Annotated in this window: 16 protein-coding genes; 9 read left to right on the top strand and 7 right to left on the bottom strand. The window is 63.0% G+C overall.

What is annotated here, in order from left to right; all coding sequences use genetic code 11:
• Positions 1-50 precede the first annotated feature (50 nt).
• From ACT9T4_RS03710 to hslO, 3 genes are all read right to left on the bottom strand, one after another.
• Positions 51-1,976 carry a RecQ family ATP-dependent DNA helicase gene (locus ACT9T4_RS03710; RefSeq protein ID WP_499115549.1) on the bottom strand — a complete coding sequence of 642 codons (1,926 nt, stop codon included), beginning with the start codon at positions 1,974-1,976 and terminating at the stop codon, positions 51-53.
• A 125-nt stretch (positions 1,977-2,101) separates the two neighbouring features.
• Positions 2,102-3,643 (bottom strand): phosphoenolpyruvate carboxykinase, encoded by a 1,542-nt coding sequence (locus ACT9T4_RS03705; protein WP_042554504.1) that lies wholly within the window; start codon positions 3,641-3,643, stop codon positions 2,102-2,104.
• 156 nt (positions 3,644-3,799) lie between these two features.
• Complete coding sequence (hslO, locus tag ACT9T4_RS03700; protein WP_042554503.1) at positions 3,800-4,687, bottom strand: Hsp33 family molecular chaperone HslO; 888 nt, start codon at positions 4,685-4,687, stop codon at positions 3,800-3,802.
• A 218-nt stretch (positions 4,688-4,905) separates the two neighbouring features.
• Here hslO and ACT9T4_RS03695 point away from each other — a divergent pair, with 218 nt between their 5' ends.
• Positions 4,906-5,730 (top strand): phosphatase PAP2 family protein, encoded by an 825-nt coding sequence (locus ACT9T4_RS03695; protein WP_042554502.1) that lies wholly within the window; start codon positions 4,906-4,908, stop codon positions 5,728-5,730.
• Here ACT9T4_RS03695 and ACT9T4_RS03690 read toward each other — a convergent pair.
• On the bottom strand, positions 5,694-6,107 hold the full coding sequence (locus ACT9T4_RS03690) for an RNA-binding S4 domain-containing protein (RefSeq protein WP_042554525.1): 414 nt from the start codon (positions 6,105-6,107) through the stop codon (positions 5,694-5,696). The two genes, ACT9T4_RS03695 and ACT9T4_RS03690, sit on opposite strands and share 37 nt — an antisense overlap.
• 109 nt (positions 6,108-6,216) lie before the next feature.
• Between ACT9T4_RS03690 and rimA the strand changes: the two genes are divergently transcribed.
• From rimA to ACT9T4_RS03670, 4 genes are all read left to right on the top strand, one after another.
• Entirely contained in the window at positions 6,217-7,008 is a 792-nt protein-coding gene (gene rimA / locus ACT9T4_RS03685) for a S6 modification regulatory phosphodiesterase RimA (RefSeq protein ID WP_042554501.1), read from the top strand.
• Positions 7,009-7,083: 75 nt separating this feature from the next.
• A complete protein-coding gene (gene rimB / locus ACT9T4_RS03680) occupies positions 7,084-7,551 on the top strand; it encodes a retropepsin-like aspartic endopeptidase RimB (RefSeq protein ID WP_444964382.1) in 468 nt (155 codons plus the stop codon).
• A complete protein-coding gene (gene rimK / locus ACT9T4_RS03675) occupies positions 7,548-8,453 on the top strand; it encodes a 30S ribosomal protein S6--L-glutamate ligase (protein ID WP_042554499.1) in 906 nt (301 codons plus the stop codon). The genes rimB and rimK overlap by 4 nt, the downstream gene beginning before the upstream one ends.
• A complete protein-coding gene (locus tag ACT9T4_RS03670; protein ID WP_499115545.1) occupies positions 8,450-9,346 on the top strand; it encodes a S66 peptidase family protein in 897 nt (298 codons plus the stop codon). The genes rimK and ACT9T4_RS03670 overlap by 4 nt, the downstream gene beginning before the upstream one ends.
• 1 nt (position 9,347) lies before the next feature.
• On the opposite strand, the gene ACT9T4_RS03665 is transcribed toward ACT9T4_RS03670, so the two are convergent.
• From ACT9T4_RS03665 to ompR, 3 genes are all read right to left on the bottom strand, one after another.
• On the bottom strand, positions 9,348-13,127 hold the full coding sequence (locus ACT9T4_RS03665; RefSeq protein ID WP_499115544.1) for a bifunctional diguanylate cyclase/phosphodiesterase: 3,780 nt from the start codon (positions 13,125-13,127) through the stop codon (positions 9,348-9,350).
• Between the two features lie 89 nt (positions 13,128-13,216).
• Entirely contained in the window at positions 13,217-14,530 is a 1,314-nt protein-coding gene (locus ACT9T4_RS03660) for an ATP-binding protein (RefSeq protein WP_042554496.1), read from the bottom strand.
• 95 nt (positions 14,531-14,625) lie between these two features.
• Complete coding sequence (ompR, locus tag ACT9T4_RS03655; protein ID WP_179539750.1) at positions 14,626-15,363, bottom strand: osmolarity response regulator transcription factor OmpR; 738 nt, start codon at positions 15,361-15,363, stop codon at positions 14,626-14,628.
• Positions 15,364-15,627: 264 nt separating this feature from the next.
• On the opposite strand from ompR, the gene ACT9T4_RS03650 reads away from it, so the two are divergent.
• The 4 genes from ACT9T4_RS03650 (at position 15,628) to rmf (ending at position 20,507) form a co-directional block, all read left to right on the top strand.
• On the top strand, positions 15,628-17,955 hold the full coding sequence (locus ACT9T4_RS03650; RefSeq protein ID WP_499115541.1) for a Tex family protein: 2,328 nt from the start codon (positions 15,628-15,630) through the stop codon (positions 17,953-17,955).
• A gap of 16 nt (positions 17,956-17,971) precedes the next feature.
• Positions 17,972-18,349 carry a PaaI family thioesterase gene (locus tag ACT9T4_RS03645; RefSeq protein ID WP_042552341.1) on the top strand — a complete coding sequence of 126 codons (378 nt, stop codon included), beginning with the start codon at positions 17,972-17,974 and terminating at the stop codon, positions 18,347-18,349.
• Between the two features lie 208 nt (positions 18,350-18,557).
• The gene (gene gshA, locus ACT9T4_RS03640) at positions 18,558-20,138 is read left to right on the top strand and encodes a glutamate--cysteine ligase (protein ID WP_179539748.1); all 1,581 of its coding nucleotides are present in this window, start codon (positions 18,558-18,560) and stop codon (positions 20,136-20,138) included.
• A gap of 132 nt (positions 20,139-20,270) precedes the next feature.
• A complete protein-coding gene (gene rmf / locus ACT9T4_RS03635; RefSeq protein WP_499115538.1) occupies positions 20,271-20,507 on the top strand; it encodes a ribosome modulation factor in 237 nt (78 codons plus the stop codon).
• Positions 20,508-20,515 lie beyond the last annotated feature (8 nt).

Genomic DNA, 20,515 nt, shown 5'->3' with positions numbered 1-20,515 from the left:
GAAGCGTTGCAGTATGGCCTACTCGGGCGAGGCGTATCTCGGCAGCCGGCTCAACCTGCGCTCAACCAGGCCCTGACCTCGCTGTACGGATAGTCCTCCAACTCCGCGAAACCACTGATCTGCCGGGCCTTGAGGCGGGTGAACAGCGGCACGCTGATGCCGCACAGAAAGCGCGCCAGACATTCGTTACTGGGCAATTCACCACCGCGGGCGCTTTGGTACTTGCCGATGAACGCACCACACAGCGAGTCACGATCACGACCGGCCAGTGGCACCAGTGATGGAGGCTCGGGCAAGCGGGCGACCTGGCCGCGACAGACCGAGCAGTGGCCGCACTGCCGTGGCGCGCGCTCGTCACCGAAGTACACCGCCAGGCGATGGCTCAGGCACTGCTCACTGGCGAACAATTCGAGCATGGCCTGGATGCGACGGATTTCGCTGCCTTCCTGAGCGAGGAAATAACCGTGCAGCTCGTCCGCCAGGGCCTGGGTGTCGAAGCCCTGCAGCACGGCATAGACATCGGTCATCTGCTTGCTTTCCAGCTCGACCCAGCCACGTTCCTGAAAGAAGTCCAGCGCCTTGACGACCCGCGCGCGCTCGGCCTGATGGCCGCGATAAAGGGCCTCGAAGTCCACCGTGCACCAGGTTCTCGCCCGCGTCGAGGCGTTGACGATGGCCTCGACGAACTGCCGTCGCTCCCCTTCGAAGCGCGCCAGCAAGGCCTCGGGTTCGATCAAGTACTTGAAACGGTATTCGGCGAAGTAGGCATAACGCGGCGCGATGATGCCGCGCAGCTCGAGTTGCACGAGCAGCGTCTTGAGCGGCAACTGGCGGATATTGCTCTGATCGCTCAGCGCATTGATGGTCATTTCCCACTGGTCGCCACTGGCGTTGTCGCGAATCTCCTCGAGCACCCTGACGATGCCACCACGCTCCGGCGTATCGCCGTAGACGAAGTTCTCCAGCACGTTGAGGCTGTCGCGGTTGGCCAGTACCAGGCAGTCGGAGGATTCACCGTCGCGCCCGGCGCGGCCGATCTCCTGGCTGTAGTTCTCCACCGACTTGGGCAAATCGAAATGCACCACGTTGCGGATGTCACGCTTGTCGATGCCCATGCCGAAGGCGATGGTCGCGACGATGCAACCCAGCTCACCCGCCATGAAGCGGCGCTGGATCGCCTCACGGACCTCATGCCCCATACCGGCATGGTAGGCACTGACGGACAGCCCATGCTGAGCGAGCTGCTCGGCGACCTGCTCCGCGGTCTTCTGCTGGGTGACATAAACGATGCTCGGCTCGCCCTTCCTGGCACCCAGCCACTGCTGCAGGCGTCGCTGCTTGTCACGGCCGGCCACGGGCTCGACCAGCAGATTCAGGTTGGGCCGATAGAAACCGGTGGTGACCACGTCATCCGCCGCGATGGCGAACTTCTTCTGCATGTCCGCGATCACTGGCGGCGTCGCCGTGGCGGTGAGCAGGAGCACCTGAGCGATAGCGAACTGGCGTTGATAATCCGGCAGTTTCAGGTAGTCCGGACGAAAGTTGTGGCCCCACTCGGAAATGCAGTGAGCCTCGTCGACCACCAGCAGGGAAATCGGCACGCCGGCGATGAAGTTGCGAAACCGCTCGTTCTTCAGGCGCTCGACCGAAATCATCAGGATCTTCAACTCGCCGGACTTGGCCTTGGCCATGGTTTCGCTGACCTGCTCGCGGCTTTGCGCCGAATCGATGCTGGCCGCACTGATGCCGTGCCGATGCAGAAAGGCGAGTTGATCCTGCATCAGGGCCAGCAGCGGCGAAACCACCAGAGTCAGGTGCGGCAAATGCAATGCCGGCAACTGGTAGCACAGGGACTTGCCCGAGCCGGTGGGAAAGATCGCCGCAGCCGAGCGGCCGGCGAGTACGGCGCTGATCACCGCTTCCTGGCCGGGACGCAGTTGGCTGAAACCGAAGACACGTTCGAGGGTACTGGGCATGTGCTGTCACTCCATTGACCGCCTGATGGCCAATAACCGTAGCGTGTATGGGAAACGTTTTACAGACCGCGCCAGCCATAAATGACAAAGCCGCCCGAGGGCGGCTTTGTCAGAACGTGGCGAGCTTACAGCTGCGGGCCGGCGCTCTTGATGGCGTCGCTGACATCGAACTTGGTGAAGTTGTCGATGAACAGCTTGGCCAGGCCTTTGGCGGCCTCGTCGTAGGCGTTCTTGTCAGCCCAGGTGTTGCGCGGGTTGAGCAGGTTGGTCTCGACGCCCGGAACGGCCTTCGGCACGCTCAGGTTGATGATCGGCAGTTGCTCGGTTTCGGTACCGATCAGCGCGCCGCTCTGAATGGCTGCAATCACGCCACGGGTGGTCGGGATGTTGAAACGCTTGCCGACGCCATAGCCACCGCCAGTCCAGCCGGTGTTGACCAGATAGACCTTGGAGCCGAACGCCTGGATACGCTTGATCAGCAGCTCGGCGTAAACGCCAGCCGGGCGCGGGAAGAACGGTGCGCCGAAGCAGGTGGAGAAGGTCGACTTGATGCCAGGGCCCGAACCCATTTCGGTAGAACCGACCAGGGCGGTGTAGCCGGACAGGAAGTGATAGGCCGCCTGCTCTTCGTTGAGGATCGATACCGGTGGCAGCACGCCAGTCAGGTCGCAGGTCAGGAAGATCACTGCATTCGGCTCGCCACCGAGGTTCTTCTCGCTGCGCTTCTCGACGAATTCCAGCGGGTAGGCGGCGCGGCTGTTCTGGGTCAGGCTGTCGTCGGTGTAATCCGGCGCGCGCTGCTCGTCGAGCACCACGTTTTCCAGCACGGTACCGAACTTGATGGCTTTCCAGATGACCGGCTCGTTCTTCTCGGACAGGTCGATGCACTTGGCATAGCAACCGCCTTCGATGTTGAACACCACACCGGTGCCCCAGCCGTGCTCGTCGTCACCGATCAGGTAACGGCTCTCGTCGGCGGACAGGGTGGTCTTGCCGGTACCGGACAGACCGAAGAACAGGGTCACATCGCCCTCTTCGCCGATGTTGGCAGCGCAGTGCATCGGCAGCACGTCGGCAGCCGGCAGCAGGAAGTTCTGCACGCTGAACATGGCTTTCTTCATTTCACCGGCGTAACGCATGCCGGCGATCAGCACTTTCTTCTGGGCGAAGTTGATGATCACGCAGCCGTCGGAGTTGGTGCCATCACGCTCAGGCACGCATTCGAAGTTGGCCACGTTGAGTACTTGCCATTCCTGCTTGGCGGACGGGTTGTACTGGGTCGGCTCGATGAACAGCTGACGGCCGAAGAGATTCTGCCAGGCCGTGGCAGTGGTCATCTTGACGGGCAGGTAGTGAGCTTCGGCGGAACCTACATGGACGTGGGAAACGAAGCTGTCCTGGGCGTCGGAGAACGCCTGAACGCGATCCCACAGGGCATCGAACTTGTCAGCCGGGAACTTGCGGTTGATCGGGCCCCAGCCGATATCGGCCGACGTGCTCGGCTCGTCGACGATGAAACGATCGACCGGAGAACGCCCGGTACGGTGGCCGGTGCGTACAACCAGAGCACCAGTGGACGCCAGTTCACCTTCACCGCGACGAAGGGCTTCTTCGACCAGTTGAGCAGTGCTGATGTCGGTGTACACAGCGTTGTTGGCTTGCGTCATGTGAGTCCCCGTCGGCCGAACGGCCGAGTCTTCCAAACGTTTTGTAGTCATGCACGAGGCAGGACTACAGCTAAAAAAGTGCGCGGATTATGCCAGAAAAGGGAACTGCGAGGGCAGCCCCCCCAATCCGAACACGCTGCGCGTTGCTAGCGGCCCTCAATGACGGGTGTCAGAGGGCTGCTGACTGCCTCCACCGGCGAACAGCTGGGCGATGTCGGCGGCATCGAAGCCATAGCGCTCGTTGCAGAATTGGCAGTCGATTTCCACGCGGCCGTGGTGCTCGCCGAGCAGCAGCTCGGCATCGGCCTGCCCTAAACTGACCAGCGCTTTGGCCGAGCGTTCACGAGAGCAGCTACAACGGAACTGGATAAGGCGTGGATCGAACAGGCGAACCGCCTCCTGATGGTAGAGACGATGCAGCAGGGTTTCGTTGTCCAGGCCCAGTAATTCCTCGTTTTGCAGGGTGTCGGCGAGGGTCACCAGGTGCTCCCAGCTGGCGGCGCGCTCTTCGTCATCGGTAAGACGATCGGCAGGCAGTTGCTGCAACAGGAAGCCGCGAGCACGCAGGCCGTCGGCACACAGCCAGAAGCGCGTGGCCAGTTGCTCGGAGGTAGCGAAATAGTTGGTCAGGCAGTCGGCCAGCGTGTCGCCATCGAGAGAAACGATGCCCTGATAGCGCTGACCCTGTTTCGGATCCACCGTCATGGCCATCACCCCCTCGGGCATCAATTGCAGCAGACCATCACCATCGGCGATGCGCTCGGCTTCGTAGCGGGCAATGCCGCGTACCTCACCGTCACTCGAGCATTCCACCATAAGCAGTGGCACCGGCCCTTCGGAGCGCACTTGCAGCACCAGCAAGCCATCGAACTTCAGCGTACCGACCAGCAGCGACGCTGCAGCCAGCAATTCGCCGAGCAGTTGCGCAACGGGACGCGGGTAGTCGTGCTTGGCCAGCACCTGCTGATAGCTGCCGGACAGCCCGACCAGTTCACCGCGCACATCGGTGTCGTCGAAAAGAAAGCGTTGGGTGAAGTCGGACATAACGAGTCGCCTGCTCAAGGATGCGTAGCAGACCAGCGGACGGCGCCCCTGGCCTGGAGGCCGGCAATTTTAGGCGCAAACGCGGCGCCGACCAAGCTGAATGCGAAGAACGGCTGAGGCGCGCTCCGCTGAACGAAGGCTGAACGAGAGCCTGAAAGCCACCAAGGTCGCGCCCAGGCTGCCTAGAATCGGCGGTTTTCCTCGAAAGCCCTCACGCCATGCACCTCAGTTCAAATGCCCGATGGCGCCCTCGCGCGCTGATCATCAGCCATCTGCTCATCGCCCTGCTGTTCGCCAGCTGGCTGTGGCCGGTGACTCGTACTTACTGGAATCAGTTCGACCTGTGGCTGTTCCACCTGCTCAACGACCCGGTGCATGCCGCCGGCCTGTGGGCGCACATCTGGGCCATCGGCAGCATGCGTCCGGTGGACGCCGGCGTAGGCCTGGTGATGTTGGCGATCATGCTGCGCGCCGGCCTCATATTTCCGGCCTCACAGGTGCGTACCGGCTTCTATGCCTTTCTGGTGGCGCTGACCGTCATGCTGCTGATGCGCGTGCTGTTCGCCGACCTCGTCGAGTACATGAACTGGCAACACGCCAGTCCCTCGCTGCTGGTGGAAGGCAGCGCACGGCTCACCGAAATGTTCCCGGCCTGGGAGGAACGCTGGGACCTGAAGGACAGCGCCAGTCGCAGTTTCCCCGGTGACCACGCCTCGGTGCTGATGATCTGGGCGATGTTCTGCAGCTTCTTCGTCAGCGGCTGGCGCCGTGCGCTGGTCTGGACGGTGGCGGTGATCGGCATGCTGCCGCGTCTGGTGGCCGGGGCGCACTGGGGCGCGGATGCCCTGGTCGGCGGCGTGCTGCTCAGTGTGCTGGGTATCGCCTGGAGCTGCTATACACCGCTGGCCTCGCGCGCCAGTGCCGCCATCGAGCGCCTGACCTCGCCACTGATGCGCAGCCTGGCAAAGGCGCCCGTGCTGCGCTCACTCAGTGTGATCGCTGGCGGCTACTCCACCCAGTCGCCCGAACCGCCGCGCAGGTAGAACAACTGCCGCCGCTGCTTCTTGCTGGGTCGCCCCTCGGTCTGTACGCCAAGGGCGCCAGCCTTGCGCTGTTCGGCAGCCAGCTCACGTCGCACGATGCTCTCGCCGGTCTCGGCATACAGCGTCTGCGCCTCCGGTGCGCCACGGCGCACCACCGACAGCGCCTGCACGATCACCGTACGTTCCTCGAAACCGGTGCGAATCACGTACTCCTCGCCTACCTTCGGCTCCTTGCCCGGCTTGCAGCGCTCACCACGACAATGCACCTTGCCGCCTTCGATCGCCGCCTTGGCCAGCGCACGCGTCTTGAAGAAGCGCGCGGCCCACAGCCACTTGTCCAAGCGTACCTTGTCATCGGCATCCTGCTTTGCCACCATCACCTCACCGTTGATTGAATTGCCATCACAATTTCGCTGCCACATCAGCCTGTCCATATTGTCATACGGACACAAGCATTGATCGTGCAAACGCTATATCGGAGCAGCAGTGACCCACTTCCCCAGCGATCTTACCCATCCCGAAAAATGTCGCGGCTGCCAGAGCAGCCCGCCACTGGATTTCGACTTTCATTTCGCTTTCCAGCCCATCGTCGACGTTCGCACCCGGCAGGTGTTCGCCCATGAAGCACTGGTTCGCGGTACGGCGGGCGAAGGCGCGATGAGCGTGCTGGAGCGGGTCAACGACGATAATCGCTACCGGTTCGACCAGCGCTGTCGCACCCAGGCAATCGCCGAGGCGATGCAATTAGGCATGGACACCTACCTGTCGATCAACTTTCTGCCCAATGCCGTCTACCGCCCTGAGTTGTGCATTCGCAGCACCCTGGAAGCGGCACGCCAGCACAACTTCCCGTTGGACAAGCTTATTTTCGAAACGCTGGAAAGCGACCACATGCGCGACAGCAAGCACCTGACACACATCCTGCGTCAGTATCAGGAGTTCGGATTCAAGACCGCGATCGACGATTTTGGCGCCGGCCATTCAGGCCTCACCCTGCTGGCCGACTTCCAGCCCGACTTGATCAAACTGGACATGGCACTGATCCGCAGCGTAGATCAGGACAAGGCTCGCCAGGCCATCGTGCGGGGCATCATCGCCATCTGCCGTGACCTCGGTGTTCAAGTGATCGCGGAAGGTATCGAGACGGCCGGCGAAAGAGACTTTCTGGCCTGTGCCGGGATCGATCTGATGCAGGGTTACCTGTTCGCCAAGCCGCTGTTCATGGGCTTGCCGACGATTGCGGAGCAGGCTTGGCCCGCCGCGAATTCGACTCACTGACAGGCGCGCACGAGCGCTCATTTTCAGTACCATGAGCGCCCTAGAGCCAGATCTCAGCCGCAACGGAAGCCTTTCTTGAAGACATTCGACCACCTCAACGTGATCGGCCTGCGCGAATGGGTCAACCTGCCGGAGCTGGGTATCATCGGCCTGCGGGCCAAAATCGACACCGGCGCCAGCACGTCGAGCCTGCATGCCAGCGATGTCCAACCGTTCGAACGAGACGGCGAACGCTGGGTCAGATTCACTGCCTATATCGGCACCCAGGTACAGCGTCGCCATCGCTGCGAAGCGCGCCTGGTGGCCTACAAGAGCATCAAGAGTTCCAACGGCCTGGCGCAGAGCCGCTACGTGATCCGCACCAGCCTGATGCTCGGCGATCTATCGTGGCCGGTGGAGTTCACGCTGGCCAGCCGCAAGACCATGCGCTATCGCATGTTGCTCGGTTCCAAGGCGCTGGTGGATGGCCACCTGGTGGTCAATCCGGCGCTCACTTACGTACAAGACAAACCCGTGCTTCCCGACCCGAGCGGTGCCCAATGAAAATCGCTGTGCTGTCGCGCAATCCGCGCCTGTATTCCACCCGCCGCCTGGTCGAAGCCGGGCAGCAGCGCGGCCATGAAATGGTGGTGATCGACACCCTTCGTGCCTACATGAACATCGCCAGCCACAAGCCGCAGATCCACTACCGCGGCAAACCGCTGGAAGGCTTCGACGCGGTGATCCCGCGCATCGGCGCCTCGGTGACCTTCTACGGCTGCGCAGTATTGCGCCAGTTCGAGATGATGGGCGTGGTGCCACTCAACGAATCGGTGGCCATCGCCCGCTCGCGGGACAAGCTGCGTTCGCTGCAGTTGCTGTCGCGCCGCGGCATCGGTCTGCCGGTAACCGGCTTCGCCCACTCGCCGGACGACATTCCCGACCTGATCGACATGGTCAATGGCGCCCCACTGGTGATCAAGGTGCTGGAAGGCACCCAGGGCATCGGCGTGGTCCTTTGTGAAACGGAAAAGGCCGCCGAGTCGGTGATCGAGGCCTTCATGGGCCTCAAGCAGAACATCATGGTCCAAGAGTACATCAAGGAAGCCGGCGGCGCCGATATCCGCTGCTTCGTGGTTGGCGACAAGGTCATCGCGGCGATGAAGCGCCAGGCCAAACCCGGTGAGTTCCGCTCCAACCTGCACCGCGGCGGCACCGCCAGCCTGATCAAGATCACCCCGGAAGAACGCATGACCGCCATCCGCGCTGCCAAGGTCATGGGCCTGTCGGTGGCCGGGGTCGATATCCTGCGCTCCAACCATGGTCCGCTGGTGATGGAAGTCAATTCCTCGCCAGGCCTGGAGGGCATCGAGGTGACCACCGGCAAGGACGTCGCCGGGATGATCATCCAGTTTCTGGAAAAAAACGGCGGCCCCAACCTGACGCGCACCAAGGGCAAAGGATGAATAAAGCATTCACGGGCCGCCTGGCCCTCATCGCCCCTGCCTCGGCGATCGCCGACGAGGTATTCGACGCGACCCTGGCACAGCTCGAGGTGCAGGGCATCGACTATCACCTGGGCCGCAATGTGCGCGCTCGCCATCGCTACCTGGCCGGCACGCAGGCGCAGCGCCTGGACGACTTGCACGAGGCGTTCAGCCTGCCGAATATCGACGCCGTCTGGTGCCTGCGCGGCGGCTATGGCTGCGCGCAACTGCTGCCCGGCGTTGACTGGGCTTTGCTGCAGCGCGCCAGCCCGCGCCCATTGATCGGCTACTCCGACCTGTCGCTGCTGCTCGACGCGTTCGGCCGCAACGGGCTGCCCGCCATCCATGGCCCGGTAACCACAGCCCTTGGCCTGCAGGCACTGTCGGCTCCGAGCGGGCAGCATGAACGCCTGGCCTCCATGCGCTCGCTCTGGGATCTGCTGCAGAGTCGCAGCCATTCGCTGCCGGCAAGACACATCAGTGGCCCTGCCTCTGCCGTCCAGGGGCCCCTGGTTGGCGGCAACCTCACGGCCCTGGCCAGCGGCTGCGGCACCATCGCGGGCATGCAGTTGCCGACCGATGCCATCCTCATCCTCGAAGACGTCGGCGAGCCCTACTACCGCCTGGAGCGCAGTTTCTGGCAACTGTTCGAAAGTTTCGGCGAACGACGCCCGGCAGCGGTGTGCCTGGGCAGTTTCACCGATTGTCCGCGGCGTGGCGTGCAGCACAGCATCGAGGAAATCATCGGCGAATACCTCGCGCCGTTCGATATCCCGCTGTATGGCGACCTACCCAGCGGCCATGGCGACGCCAACTTCGCCTGGCCCTATGGGCGACTGGGCACGCTGCAGGGGCAACGCCTGAGCTGGTAGTTCAGGCTGACGACCGCTCTATCCAGGCGCGGAAATCCGCCTCGGCCATCGGTTTACCCAACAGATAGCCCTGGCCGAACTCGCAGCCCAGTGCCTTGAGGTGTTCGAGCTGCTCAGGCGTTTCGATGCCTTCGGCCACGCACTCCAGATCGAGGTTACGGGCAATCATCAGGATGGTCTCGACCAGCAGGGTATTACTGCCGATCTCACCGACACCGAGATCCTGGGTGAAACTGCGGTCGATTTTCAGGCGATCCAGTGGCAGCCGCTTGAGGTAGGTCAGTGACGAATAACCGGTGCCGAAGTCGTCGATGGAGAAGCGCACGCCCAAGGCCTTCAGCGCCTGCATGTTGGCGATGCACTGCTCGACATCCTCGAGCAGCACACCCTCGGTGATTTCCAATTCGAGCGCGGCAGCCGGCACCGCATGACGCTGCAGGCAACTGCTGACACGGGCAACGCAACCGCGGCTGCGCAGTTCGCGGGGGCTGAGGTTCACCGCCAGCACCAACTGCGGACACTCCGGCAGCCAGCGCTGCAAGGTAGCGCAGGCCTGCTCCAGCACCCAGTTACCGATCTCCTTGATCAGCCCGGTTTCCTCGGCCAATGGGATGAACTGGCCTGGCATCACTTCACCGCGCTCCGGGTGCGCCCAGCGCACCAGCACTTCCGCGCCGATGACCTGCCCATCGTCGAGCCGCAATTGCGGCTGAAAGGCCAGGTACAGCTGATTGCGAACGATCGCCTGGCGCAACTCACCCTGCAATTGCAGGCGTTGATCGATGGCTGCCTGCATTTCCGGCGCGAAGAAATGCAGGGCATTGCGGCCGGCCTGCTTGGCCCGGTACATGGCGGTATCCGCCTGCTTCAGCACATCGGCAGCGTTCTGCTCACCGAATGGATGCAGAGCGATGCCGATACTGGCGCTGACCGCCAGCTCGTGCCCCTCGATCAGGCAGGTTCCCTCCAGGCTCTTGAGCAGTCTCTCCGCGGTTAGGGCAGCCTGTTCCCCTGCCAACTGCGGGTTGGCGTCCAGGGCCTCGAGCAGCACGACGAATTCATCGCCGCCCATGCGCGCCAGGGTGTCTTCGGCGCGAAGCTGGCCTGCCAGACGGGCTGTCACTTCACGCAACAGGCTGTCGCCCACCAGGTGGCCGAGGCTGTCGTTGACGGTCTTGAAATGGTCGAGGTCGATGAACAGCAGAGCACCCAGACTGCCGTCGCGCATTTCCCGGTCCATGGCGTGCTGCAGGCGATCGAGCAACAGACGGCGGTTGGGCAACCCGGTCAGCTCATCACTGTAGGCCAGGCGTTCGATCTCGCGCTGGTAACGCTGACGCTCGGATATGTCGGAGATGCTACAGCGAATCAGCGCGGGCTCGCCTGGCAGGCGCACCAGGCTTACCTCACAGGGAAAATGACGCCCGCTGCTGTCGCGGTGGGTCCATTCGAACACCGGTGCATCGCCCTGCAGGGCTGCCTCGACGTACACCCTGCCGGCCTGGGCGGACAGCGCGCCATTGGGCTGCAACAAGGGGCTGAGTTCGAACGGCCGGCGGCTGAGCAGATCCTCGCGACGGCAGGCGAACATGCGCAGGGCGTTCTCGTTGAAGTCCACCATCCCGCCATCTCTGGTGTAGAGCAGGATGGCTTCGGGGGCATGCTCGACAATGGTGCGGTAGCGGGCTTCGGCCTCGAAGCGCGCACTGATGTCCTCGACCAGCAGAAGGAACATGCTGACGCGGCCGTTGCCGCGTCGCACGGCACGCAGGTTGAGGCGCGTATGCACCTCCGCACCGTCGGGGCGAATGAAGCGCCGATCGCGCTCGAAGCCTTCGCGAGAGCCTTGCAGCACATCGTCGAGCAGCAGGTGCTCAATTTCGAGATCCTCAGGGAGGCTGATGGTTTCCCAACTGCACGCCAGCAACTGCTCGCGGCTGCGCCCAAGGATGCCGCACAATTTGAGGTTGACCTCTTCCCAGCCAAAGGTGGGAGTGATCAACGCCATGCCGATCAGCGGCGCTTCGAAGAACAGCCGCAGGCGATCATCGCGCTCGCGCAGTTGCTGTTCGGTACGGCGTCGCGTGGTGATGTCCTGAACTGCGCCATACAAGCGAACCAATTCCGTGCCATCGCGCTCGGCTGCGCCACGCAGGCGAATCCAGCGTGTCTTGCCAAGAAAGGTCGTTACCTTCACTTCGAGATCGAAACGCTCGTCACCCTCGATCATCTTTTGCAGCGTCTGATAAGCCAGTGCTTGGCCGGCCGCATCGAACTGACCCACCGACTCTTCGAAGGTGAGCGTAGCGTTGCGCGGATCCAGCTCATAGATCTTGAAGCAGCCCGCGCTCCAATACATGCTCATGTCGTGCAGGTTGAGCACCCAACCACCCAGGCTGGCGATGTCTTCCGTCTGGCTGAACAGGTGGCTTTGCTGAAGCAATTCCTCGCGCTGGCGGGCTACCTCCTGCCCCAGCCGTTCGCGGGCACTGACATCCTGCTGCATGACGATGAAGTGACTGAGGCCCGACTCATCATGCATCGGCGCCAGAATCACTTCGCTCCAGAAGGGCTGACCGTCCTTGCGTTGCAAACGCAGCACCGCATTACCCGGGGCACCACGGCGAATGGCCGTTTCAAGCACCCGCATCTCTTCAGGGCGCTGTTCATCGCGCAGCAACCGGCGCAGGCCAAGCCCGAGGCTGCCTTGACCGTCATGGCCGGTGATACGCTCGAACGAGGGGTTGCAGTAAATCAGCGGCAAATCCTCGCGCCTGGCATCAGCGATCACCACGGCGAGCGGGCTGGCGTCCAGCGCCAGGTTGGCGAGCGCCAATTGTCGCTGCATCGCATCGCTACGGCTAAGAGCCAGGCGCAGATCGCTGAGGCTGCGACCGACCAGAAGCGCCGCCAGCGTGAGCAACAGAATGCTGAAGTGCAGCTCCAACCGCTGCGGTTCGATCCAGCTCGAATTAGCGGCCACGCCGTGAAACCACGGCAATGCCAGAATGCTCAGCACGCTCATCGCCGCGCCACACAAGGCACCGGCGAACCCCCAGACCAACGCCAGGCTGAGCATGACCAAACCAATGAGGGGCAGCTTCAGACTGAGTGGCAGAAGCTCAAGGAGTACCGGTAAACACACCAGCAGAAGCAGCAACACAGACCTGGACGGCAGAGCACGCAGGACTTCTGGCACCTGCTGCAGCGGCGCTGAAATGCCCTCGACGCTCACCGACCAGCCCCGGCGACGCAACCAGGGCGTGACGTAGGTCAGCAACGGAATGGAGATCACCAGAGCGGTCAGGCTGTCAGCCAACCAGAGCGACAGAGCTACCTGTGGCGCCCCCTGTGCGGACAGGCCACGGAGCAGCAGCAAACTGCCGAGCAGCGCCAGACAGGTGATCGCCGTCGGCACCAATACGCCCAGCAGGATGAAACGCAGCAAGTGACTGATATCCGGTAACGCCGCGTCGAATGGCCGCCAGCGCAACGCCAGATAACAGAACACGACCCCCAGCGTCTCCGGCAACGCATGCACCGGCGCCCAATGCCAGTCGAGCCCCCAGAGCGGAGCGCTGAGCATCGCATTGGCGTACAACCCCACCAGCACGCGGGGTCCCCACCAGAGGGTCAGCACCAGTCCCAAGGCAAAAGGCAGATAAAGGATCGCTATACCACCCTGGAATTGAGTGGTCAGGGAAAGCAGCGTGGCCAGATGGAACGCCGGAAGCGGCAACCACCATGTCCAGAACGGCAGGCGCTCGGAAGTGGGGGGCATGCAGACCTCATATCGATACGCCAGCACAGCATAAATCAGCCGGAACCAACTGGGCAGCTGCCTGCCTCGAAATAAAGCCTAGCCGAAAATCACGCCGCGTCGCGCGGCAGCAGCAGCCCCAGCGGCAGACAGATTCGCGCTTCCAGCCCGCCACCGGTACGGTTGCGCAGCTCGACGCTGCCGCCATGCAACGAGGCGATGCGTTTGACGATAGCCAGGCCGAGCCCTGCCCCCTGCCCCCCACGCGCCCGGTCGCCTCGGATGAACGGGTTGACGATGTTGCCAAGCTCGCTCGGGTCGATGCCGGTACCGCGGTCCATCACGCTGAGTACCACGTAGGGTGCACTGTGATCATCGGCCACCGAGAGAACGATCTCCACGGCACCGCCGCCATAGCGCAGGGCGTTCTCGATCAGGTTGACGATCAGCCGCTTGATCGACACGCGGCGCAGCGGGAATGCGGGCACCGCCTCGAGAAACAGGCTGACCTGCTCCTGTTTCTGGTTGTAAGGCGTCACCACTTCGCGGATCAGCTCGGGCAGATTCAACTCCTCCACCGGCTCGTCACGGCCATCGCGGATGAATGCCAGGAACTGATCGAGAATGGCATCCATATCCTCGATATCGCGCACCATGTCTTCGGTCAGTTCGGAGTCGTGATCGAGAAACTCCAGCGACAGACGCAGACGCGTCAGCGGCGTGCGCAGGTCGTGAGACACCCCTGCCAGCATCAGTTCGCGCTCACGGCCGGCCTGCTCGACATCCTCGGCCATCTGGTTGAAGGCACGGTACACCTCGGCCATCTCGCTCGGCGTGTCGCTGACCGGCAGCCGCACGCTACGCCCCTGACCGAACTGCCGGGCGGCGAACACCAGGCGCTTGAGCGGCGCGCTGAGCTGGCGCACGAAAATCCACGCCGCTGCGGTGGACAGCAGGCCGATACCGAGGAACCAGCCCAGTACGCTCCAGATACGCTGGCCGCGCAGCGGATGCGGGTAGAGCGGCACCCGCAACCAGTCATCGCCCAACGTAGGGGCATGCACCCACAAGGCAGGCGGACTCTTGGCACGCACCCGGGTTTCGGTATCGGGACCGAGTTCGGACTGCATCTGCCGCTGGAATATTTCGCTGTAGGGCCAGTGCTCTTCGCTGGCAGGCACCTCGGTACGTGGCACCCGCTTGAGGCCGGCCGCCTCGGCGATATTGTTTCGGTCCTCCGGATCAGCCGCCCAGTAAGCGCGCAGCGTCAACGCAGCACCGTGACTGTACTGACGGTCGACCAGCACGTCCTCGTTCATCATCAGATAGACGAGGGTCAGCGCCTTGGAGAACAGCACGACGATCAGCACCAACCAGAGGGTGCGCGAGAAGAAGCTTTGCGGGAACCACAGCGGGGCTTTCATGGAGAACACACAATCCGTAGGTGTCAGCTAACTGGCGATCGGGATGCAAGGATCGCCAGCACGCTGGCTCCTAGATAGGTTTTGCCGCCGAACCGTTACTTGTTGCCGTCCGGCACGAACACGTAGCCCACGCCCCAGACGGTCTGGATATAACGTGGTTTGGAAGGGTCCGGCTCGATCAACCGACGCAGACGGGAAATCTGCACGTCGATGGACCGCTCCAGCGCATCCCACTCGCGACCGCGCGCCAGGTTCATCAGCTTGTCGCGGGTCAACGGCTCGCGGGCGTGCTGCACCAGCGCCTTGAGCACGGCGAACTCACCAGTGGTGAGCATGTGCACTTCATCGCCCTTCTTCAGCTCCCGTGTCGCCAGCGACAGTTCATACTCGCCAAAGGTGACGCTCTCGTCCTCGCTGCCCGGTGCACCTGGCACCACTGGTGCCTGACGACGCAGCACGGCCTTGATCCGCGCCAGCAACTCGCGCGGGTTGAACGGCTTGGCCAGGTAATCGTCAGCACCCAGTTCCAGGCCCTGAATACGGCTGCCCTCGTCGCCCTTGGCGGTGAGCATGATGATCGGCACCTGATTGTTCGAGGCACGCAGGCGTCGACAGGCACTCATGCCGTCTTCTCCTGGCAGCATCAGGTCGAGTACCACCAGGTTGAACAGTTCGCGCGACAGCAGGCGATCCATCTGCTCGACGTTCTCCACCGCACGTACGCGGTAGCCTTGCTCGTCGAAGAAACGTTCGAGCAGACGCCGCAGACGGGCATCGTCGTCGACAATCAGGATTTTCTCACCTTCGACCGGTTGTGCTGCAGTGCTGCTCATAGGGGCTCCTTGATCGAGAATCCGCGACGCGACGCGCCCGACTTCAACGCGGCATTATGGCTCAGAGGCCGTATAGACCACGTATTGTCCATTGTTAGCAGATTTTTCGCTGCCCTTGGCGCACTTCGTTTCCTTTAATGGTCTCACGGCTGCTCATGTCGGTGACCTGAGCGCATCTTTGCGGGGCTATAATGCGCCGCTTTATCGTCCGGCCGATCATGAGCGAGGCCGGTTTTCGTAGTTCCAGGGTGGATTTTTCCTTCTATGCTCAGCATCAACAACCGTATCGCCGAAGAACTGGGCGTACGCCCGCAACAAGTCGCCGCCGCTGTCGCACTGCTCGACGAAGGCTCCACCGTGCCGTTCATCGCACGCTACCGCAAGGAAGTCACCGGCAGTCTCGACGATACCCAGCTGCGCAATTTGGAAGAGCGGCTGCGCTACCTGCGCGAACTCGACGATCGCCGCGCCAGCATCCTCGCCAGCATCGAGGAACAGGGCAAGCTGACTCCGGAGCTGACCCGCGAAATCAATCTCGCCGACACCAAGACCCGCCTGGAAGATCTTTACCTGCCGTACAAGCAGAAGCGTCGCACCAAGGGCCAGATCGCTCTGGAAGCCGGCCTTGGCGAGCTGGCGGACGCATTGTTCAATGACCAGAACCTGGCCCCGGAAACCGAAGCCGTGCGCTTCATCGATGCCGAGAAGGGCTTCGCCGACACCAAGGCGGTGCTCGAGGGCGCCAAGTACATCCTCATGGAACGCTTTGCCGAGGACGCCAGCCTGCTCAGCAATCTGCGCGGCTACCTCAAGGACAACGCCACCCTGAGCGCCCGGGTGATCGCCGGCAAGGAAGCGGAAGGCGCCAAGTTCCGCGACTACTTCGAGCATGACGAGAAGTTCAAGGGCGCCCCGTCGCACCGCGCCCTGGCCATTTTCCGTGGCCGCAACGAGGGCATTCTCAGCGCCAGCCTCAAGGTCGGCGAAGAACTGCCGGGCACCCTGCATCCGTGCGAAGGCATGATCGCCGAGCGTTTCGGCATCTCCAACCAGGGCCGCGCCGCCGACAAATGGCTGGGCGAAGTGGTGCGCTGGACCTGGAAGGTCAAGCTCTACACCCACCTGGAAACCGACCTGCTGGGCGAACTGCGTGAGGGCGCCGAAGATGAAGCCATCAGCGTCTTCGCCCGCAACCTGCATGACCTGCTGCTGGCCGCTCCGGCTGGCCCGCGTGCGACCCTGGGCCTCGACCCGGGCCTGCGCACAGGCTGCAAGGTCGCCGTGGTCGACGCCACCGGCAAGGTACTGGATACCGCCACCGTCTACCCCCACGCACCGCGCAATGACTGGGACGGCACCCTCAACGTGCTCGCCAGACTGTGCGCCAAGCATGGCGTCGACCTGATCGCCATCGGCAACGGCACCGCCAGCCGCGAGACCGACAAGCTGGCCATCGAACTGATCAAGAAATACCCAGGCCTGAAGATGACCAAGATCATGGTCAGCGAAGCCGGTGCATCGGTGTATTCCGCCTCCGAGCTGGCTGCCAGAGAGTTCCCGGACCTCGACGTATCCCTGCGCGGTGCCGTCTCCATCGCCCGTCGCCTGCAGGACCCACTGGCCGAACTGGTGAAGATCGACCCGAAATCCATCGGCGTGGGCCAGTACCAGCACGATGTCTCCCAGCTGAAGCTGGCTCGCAGCCTCGACGCCGTGGTGGAAGACTGCGTGAACGCCGTCGGCGTGGACGTCAACACCGCCTCCAGCGCACTGCTGGCCCGTATCTCCGGCCTCAATGCGACCCTGGCGCAGAACATCGTCGCTCACCGCGATGCCCACGGCGCGTTCAAGACCCGTGACGCCCTGAAGAAGGTCCCACGCCTCGGCGACAAGACGTTCGAACAGGCTGCCGGCTTCCTGCGCGTCATGAACGGTGAAAACCCGCTCGATGCCTCGGCGGTTCACCCGGAAACCTACCCGCTGGTGCAACGCATCGCCGTCGACACGGGCCGCGATATCCGCTCGCTGATCGGCGATGCCGGCTTTCTCAAGCGCCTGGACCCGAAGAAGTTCACCGACGAGACCTTCGGCCTGGTGACCGTGGGCGACATCCTCAGCGAACTGGAAAAACCCGGCCGCGACCCGCGCCCCGAGTTCAAGACCGCCGAGTTCCAGGAAGGCGTGGAAACCCTCAAGGATCTCGAACTGGGCATGATCCTCGAAGGCGTGGTGACCAACGTCACCAACTTCGGCGCCTTCGTCGATATCGGTGTTCACCAGGACGGTCTGGTGCATATCTCGGCGCTGTCCGAGAAGTTCATCAAGGACCCGCACGAGGCGGTCAAGGCCGGTGACGTGGTCAAGGTCAAGGTCATGGAAGTAGACATCCCGCGCAACCGCATCGCCCTGTCGATGCGCATGGGCGACACGCCAGGCGAGAAAGTCGAAGGGCCACGTGGCGGCGGTCGCCAGGGTGGCGGCAAGGGGGGTCAGGCACCACGCAGCGAGCGCCATTCGGGCCAGGAAAAACCTGCACCGGCCAATGCCGCCATGGCTTCGCTGTTCGCCAACGCCAAGCAACTGAGGAAGTGAGCCTGTGAACCAGCCCATGGAAGAAGTCGGCAAGAGCAGCGCCTTCGGGCGCCTGCTTGGCCTGCAGATCGTCAAGGCCGAAGCCGGCGAAGCGGTGATCCGCCTGAACATGCACGATGGCCTGCGCAACCTGCACGGCAAGCTGCACGGCGGCGCGCTGTTCTCGCTGATCGACAGTGCCATGGGCCAGGCCAGCCACAGCCTCAGTGACGGCGAGCCGAGCAGCGTCACCCTGGAGTGCAAGGTCAACTACATCCGCGGGGTTACCGAGGGTGAACTGAGCTGCCGGGCCTGGGTGGTACATGCCGGACGTCGCACCCAGGTGATCGAAGCCGAAGTGCACCAGCACGACAAGCTGGTCGCCAAGGCGCAGGCCACCTTCGCCTGCCTGTAGGGAACACGCTGGCCCTGCCTGCCAACAGCCTGCCAGGCCGTCGCGTCGCCCGACAGGCTTCCATCACGGGCAGCCCTTCGCCAGAGCGCCTTGCAGCGTTAGAATGCACGCTCTTATCGCCAGACGACCAACGTCAGCCATTCGCCCCCTTGTAGAGTGCAGAATCCACCCCCATATTGGGGCGACCGCTGCGTGAAGGAATGCAATCTTGAGCGACCTGTTCTCCCGCCGTCTGGCACTGCTCGGTGAGCACGCCAACCTTTCCCTGCTTTCCCAGTGCCTGCACGGCATCGAGCGCGAGTGCCTGCGCGTCGACAGCGAAGGCGAACTGGCACTGAGCGGGCACCCGGTCGCTCTCGGCTCGGCGCTCACCAACGCGCAGATCACCACGGATTATTCCGAGTCACTGCTCGAGTTCATCACCTCGACCGCCGTCGATCCGCGCGACACCCTGGACGAGCTCGACCGCATCCACCGCTTCGTCTACAGCAAGCTCGACGGCGAGTTCCTGTGGAGCCCGTCGATGCCTGGCCCGCTGCCGGACGAAGAGACCATTCCGATCGCCCGCTATGGTCACTCGCATATCGGCCAGCTCAAGTACGTCTACCGCAAGGGGCTGGCCCTTCGTTACGGCAAGACCATGCAGTGCATCGCCGGCATTCACTACAACTTCTCCCTGCCGGAGCAGCTGTGGGCCGTGCTGCAGCAGGCCGAAGGCGACACGCGCAGCGCCCGCGACTATCAGTCGTCGCGCTACATCGCGCTGATCCGCAACTTCCGCCGCTACAGCTGGTTGCTGATGTACCTGTTCGGCGCATCACCGGCGCTGGACAAGAACTTCATGCGCGGCCGTGCCCATCAGTTGCAGGAACTCGATGCCGACACCCTGTATCTGCCCTATGCCACCAGCCTGCGCATGAGCGACCTGGGTTATCAGAGCGAGGCCCAGGCCGGGCTGACGCCCTGCTACAACGACCTGGCCAGCTACACCGACAGCCTGCGCCAGGCAGTCGGTACGCCCTACCCGCCCTACGTCGACATCGGCACCAAGAAGGACGGTGACTGGCTGCAACTCAACACCAACATTCTGCAGATCGAAAACGAGTACTACTCCAACATCCGCCCGAAACGCGTGACCTACAGCGGCGAGCGGCCGATTCAGGCGCTTGTGGCCCGTGGCGTGCAGTACGTGGAAGCCCGCTGCCTGGACATCAACCCGTTCCTGCCGCTGGGCATCGACCTCACCGAATCGCGCTTCCTCGATGCTTTCCTGCTGTTCTGCGCCCTGCAGGACAGCCCGCAGTTGAGCAATGGCGAGTGCGGCAGCTGTTCCGACAACTTCCTCAAGGTGGTCAAGGAAGGTCGCCGTCCCGGCCTGCACCTGCATCGCCAGGGTGGGCCGGTGGTGCTGCAGAGCTGGGCTCATGAGCTGCTGGACGGTATCGAAGCGATCACCCGATTGCTCGACGGTAGCCAGGGTGGCGAAGCCCACGCCAGTGCCCTGCAGGCACAGCGTGCGAAAATCGACGACGCCAGCCTGACGCCATCGGCTCAGGTGCTGGCAGAACTGCAGAAGGGTGAGAGCTTTTCGGCCTTCTCCCTGCGCCAGAGCAAGCGCCATGCCGAGCATTTCCGCGGGCAACCGCTGAGTGCCGAGCAACAGGCCGAATTCGAGCAGGCTGCGCAGCGTTCCCTGCAGGAGCAGGCCGAACTGGAAGTGCATGAGGACGGTGACTTCGACAGCTTCGCCGCTGCCTATCAGGCCAGCATCCTGGCGTTGGCGGTCTGAGCGATAGCTCGATCGCTCACGCCAACCCCGTCACAAAAAAAGCCAGTGGTCATAAATCCGAGACCAGCGGCCCGGTTACACCCGCCGTATTTGGCTAGCATTGTTTGCAGGCACTCAATGCGAACCCATCTCATGAACCACCGCGAAAAAGACCAGCACTGGAGCCTGGAAAGCCTTACCAAGGCTTACCAACAGGGCTACATGGCTGGTCTGGCAGGCCACCCCTCAACCGCGCAGCCCTTCGATGACAGCGTCCCCGCTGCCGCCTGGGAAGCCGGCTGGGTCGACGGAGAAGGCCAGCGCCGACTCAGCGCAGAAAAAATCAACCGCGCCGCACCCAATCCCTCCGTCACAAAAAAACGCGCCTGATTCGATTC

The sequence above is a fragment of the Pseudomonas sp. SZ40 genome (assembly GCF_052958135.1).
The sequence above is the reverse complement of the archived record's forward strand: the minus strand, read 5'-3'. Positions and strand labels throughout refer to the sequence as shown.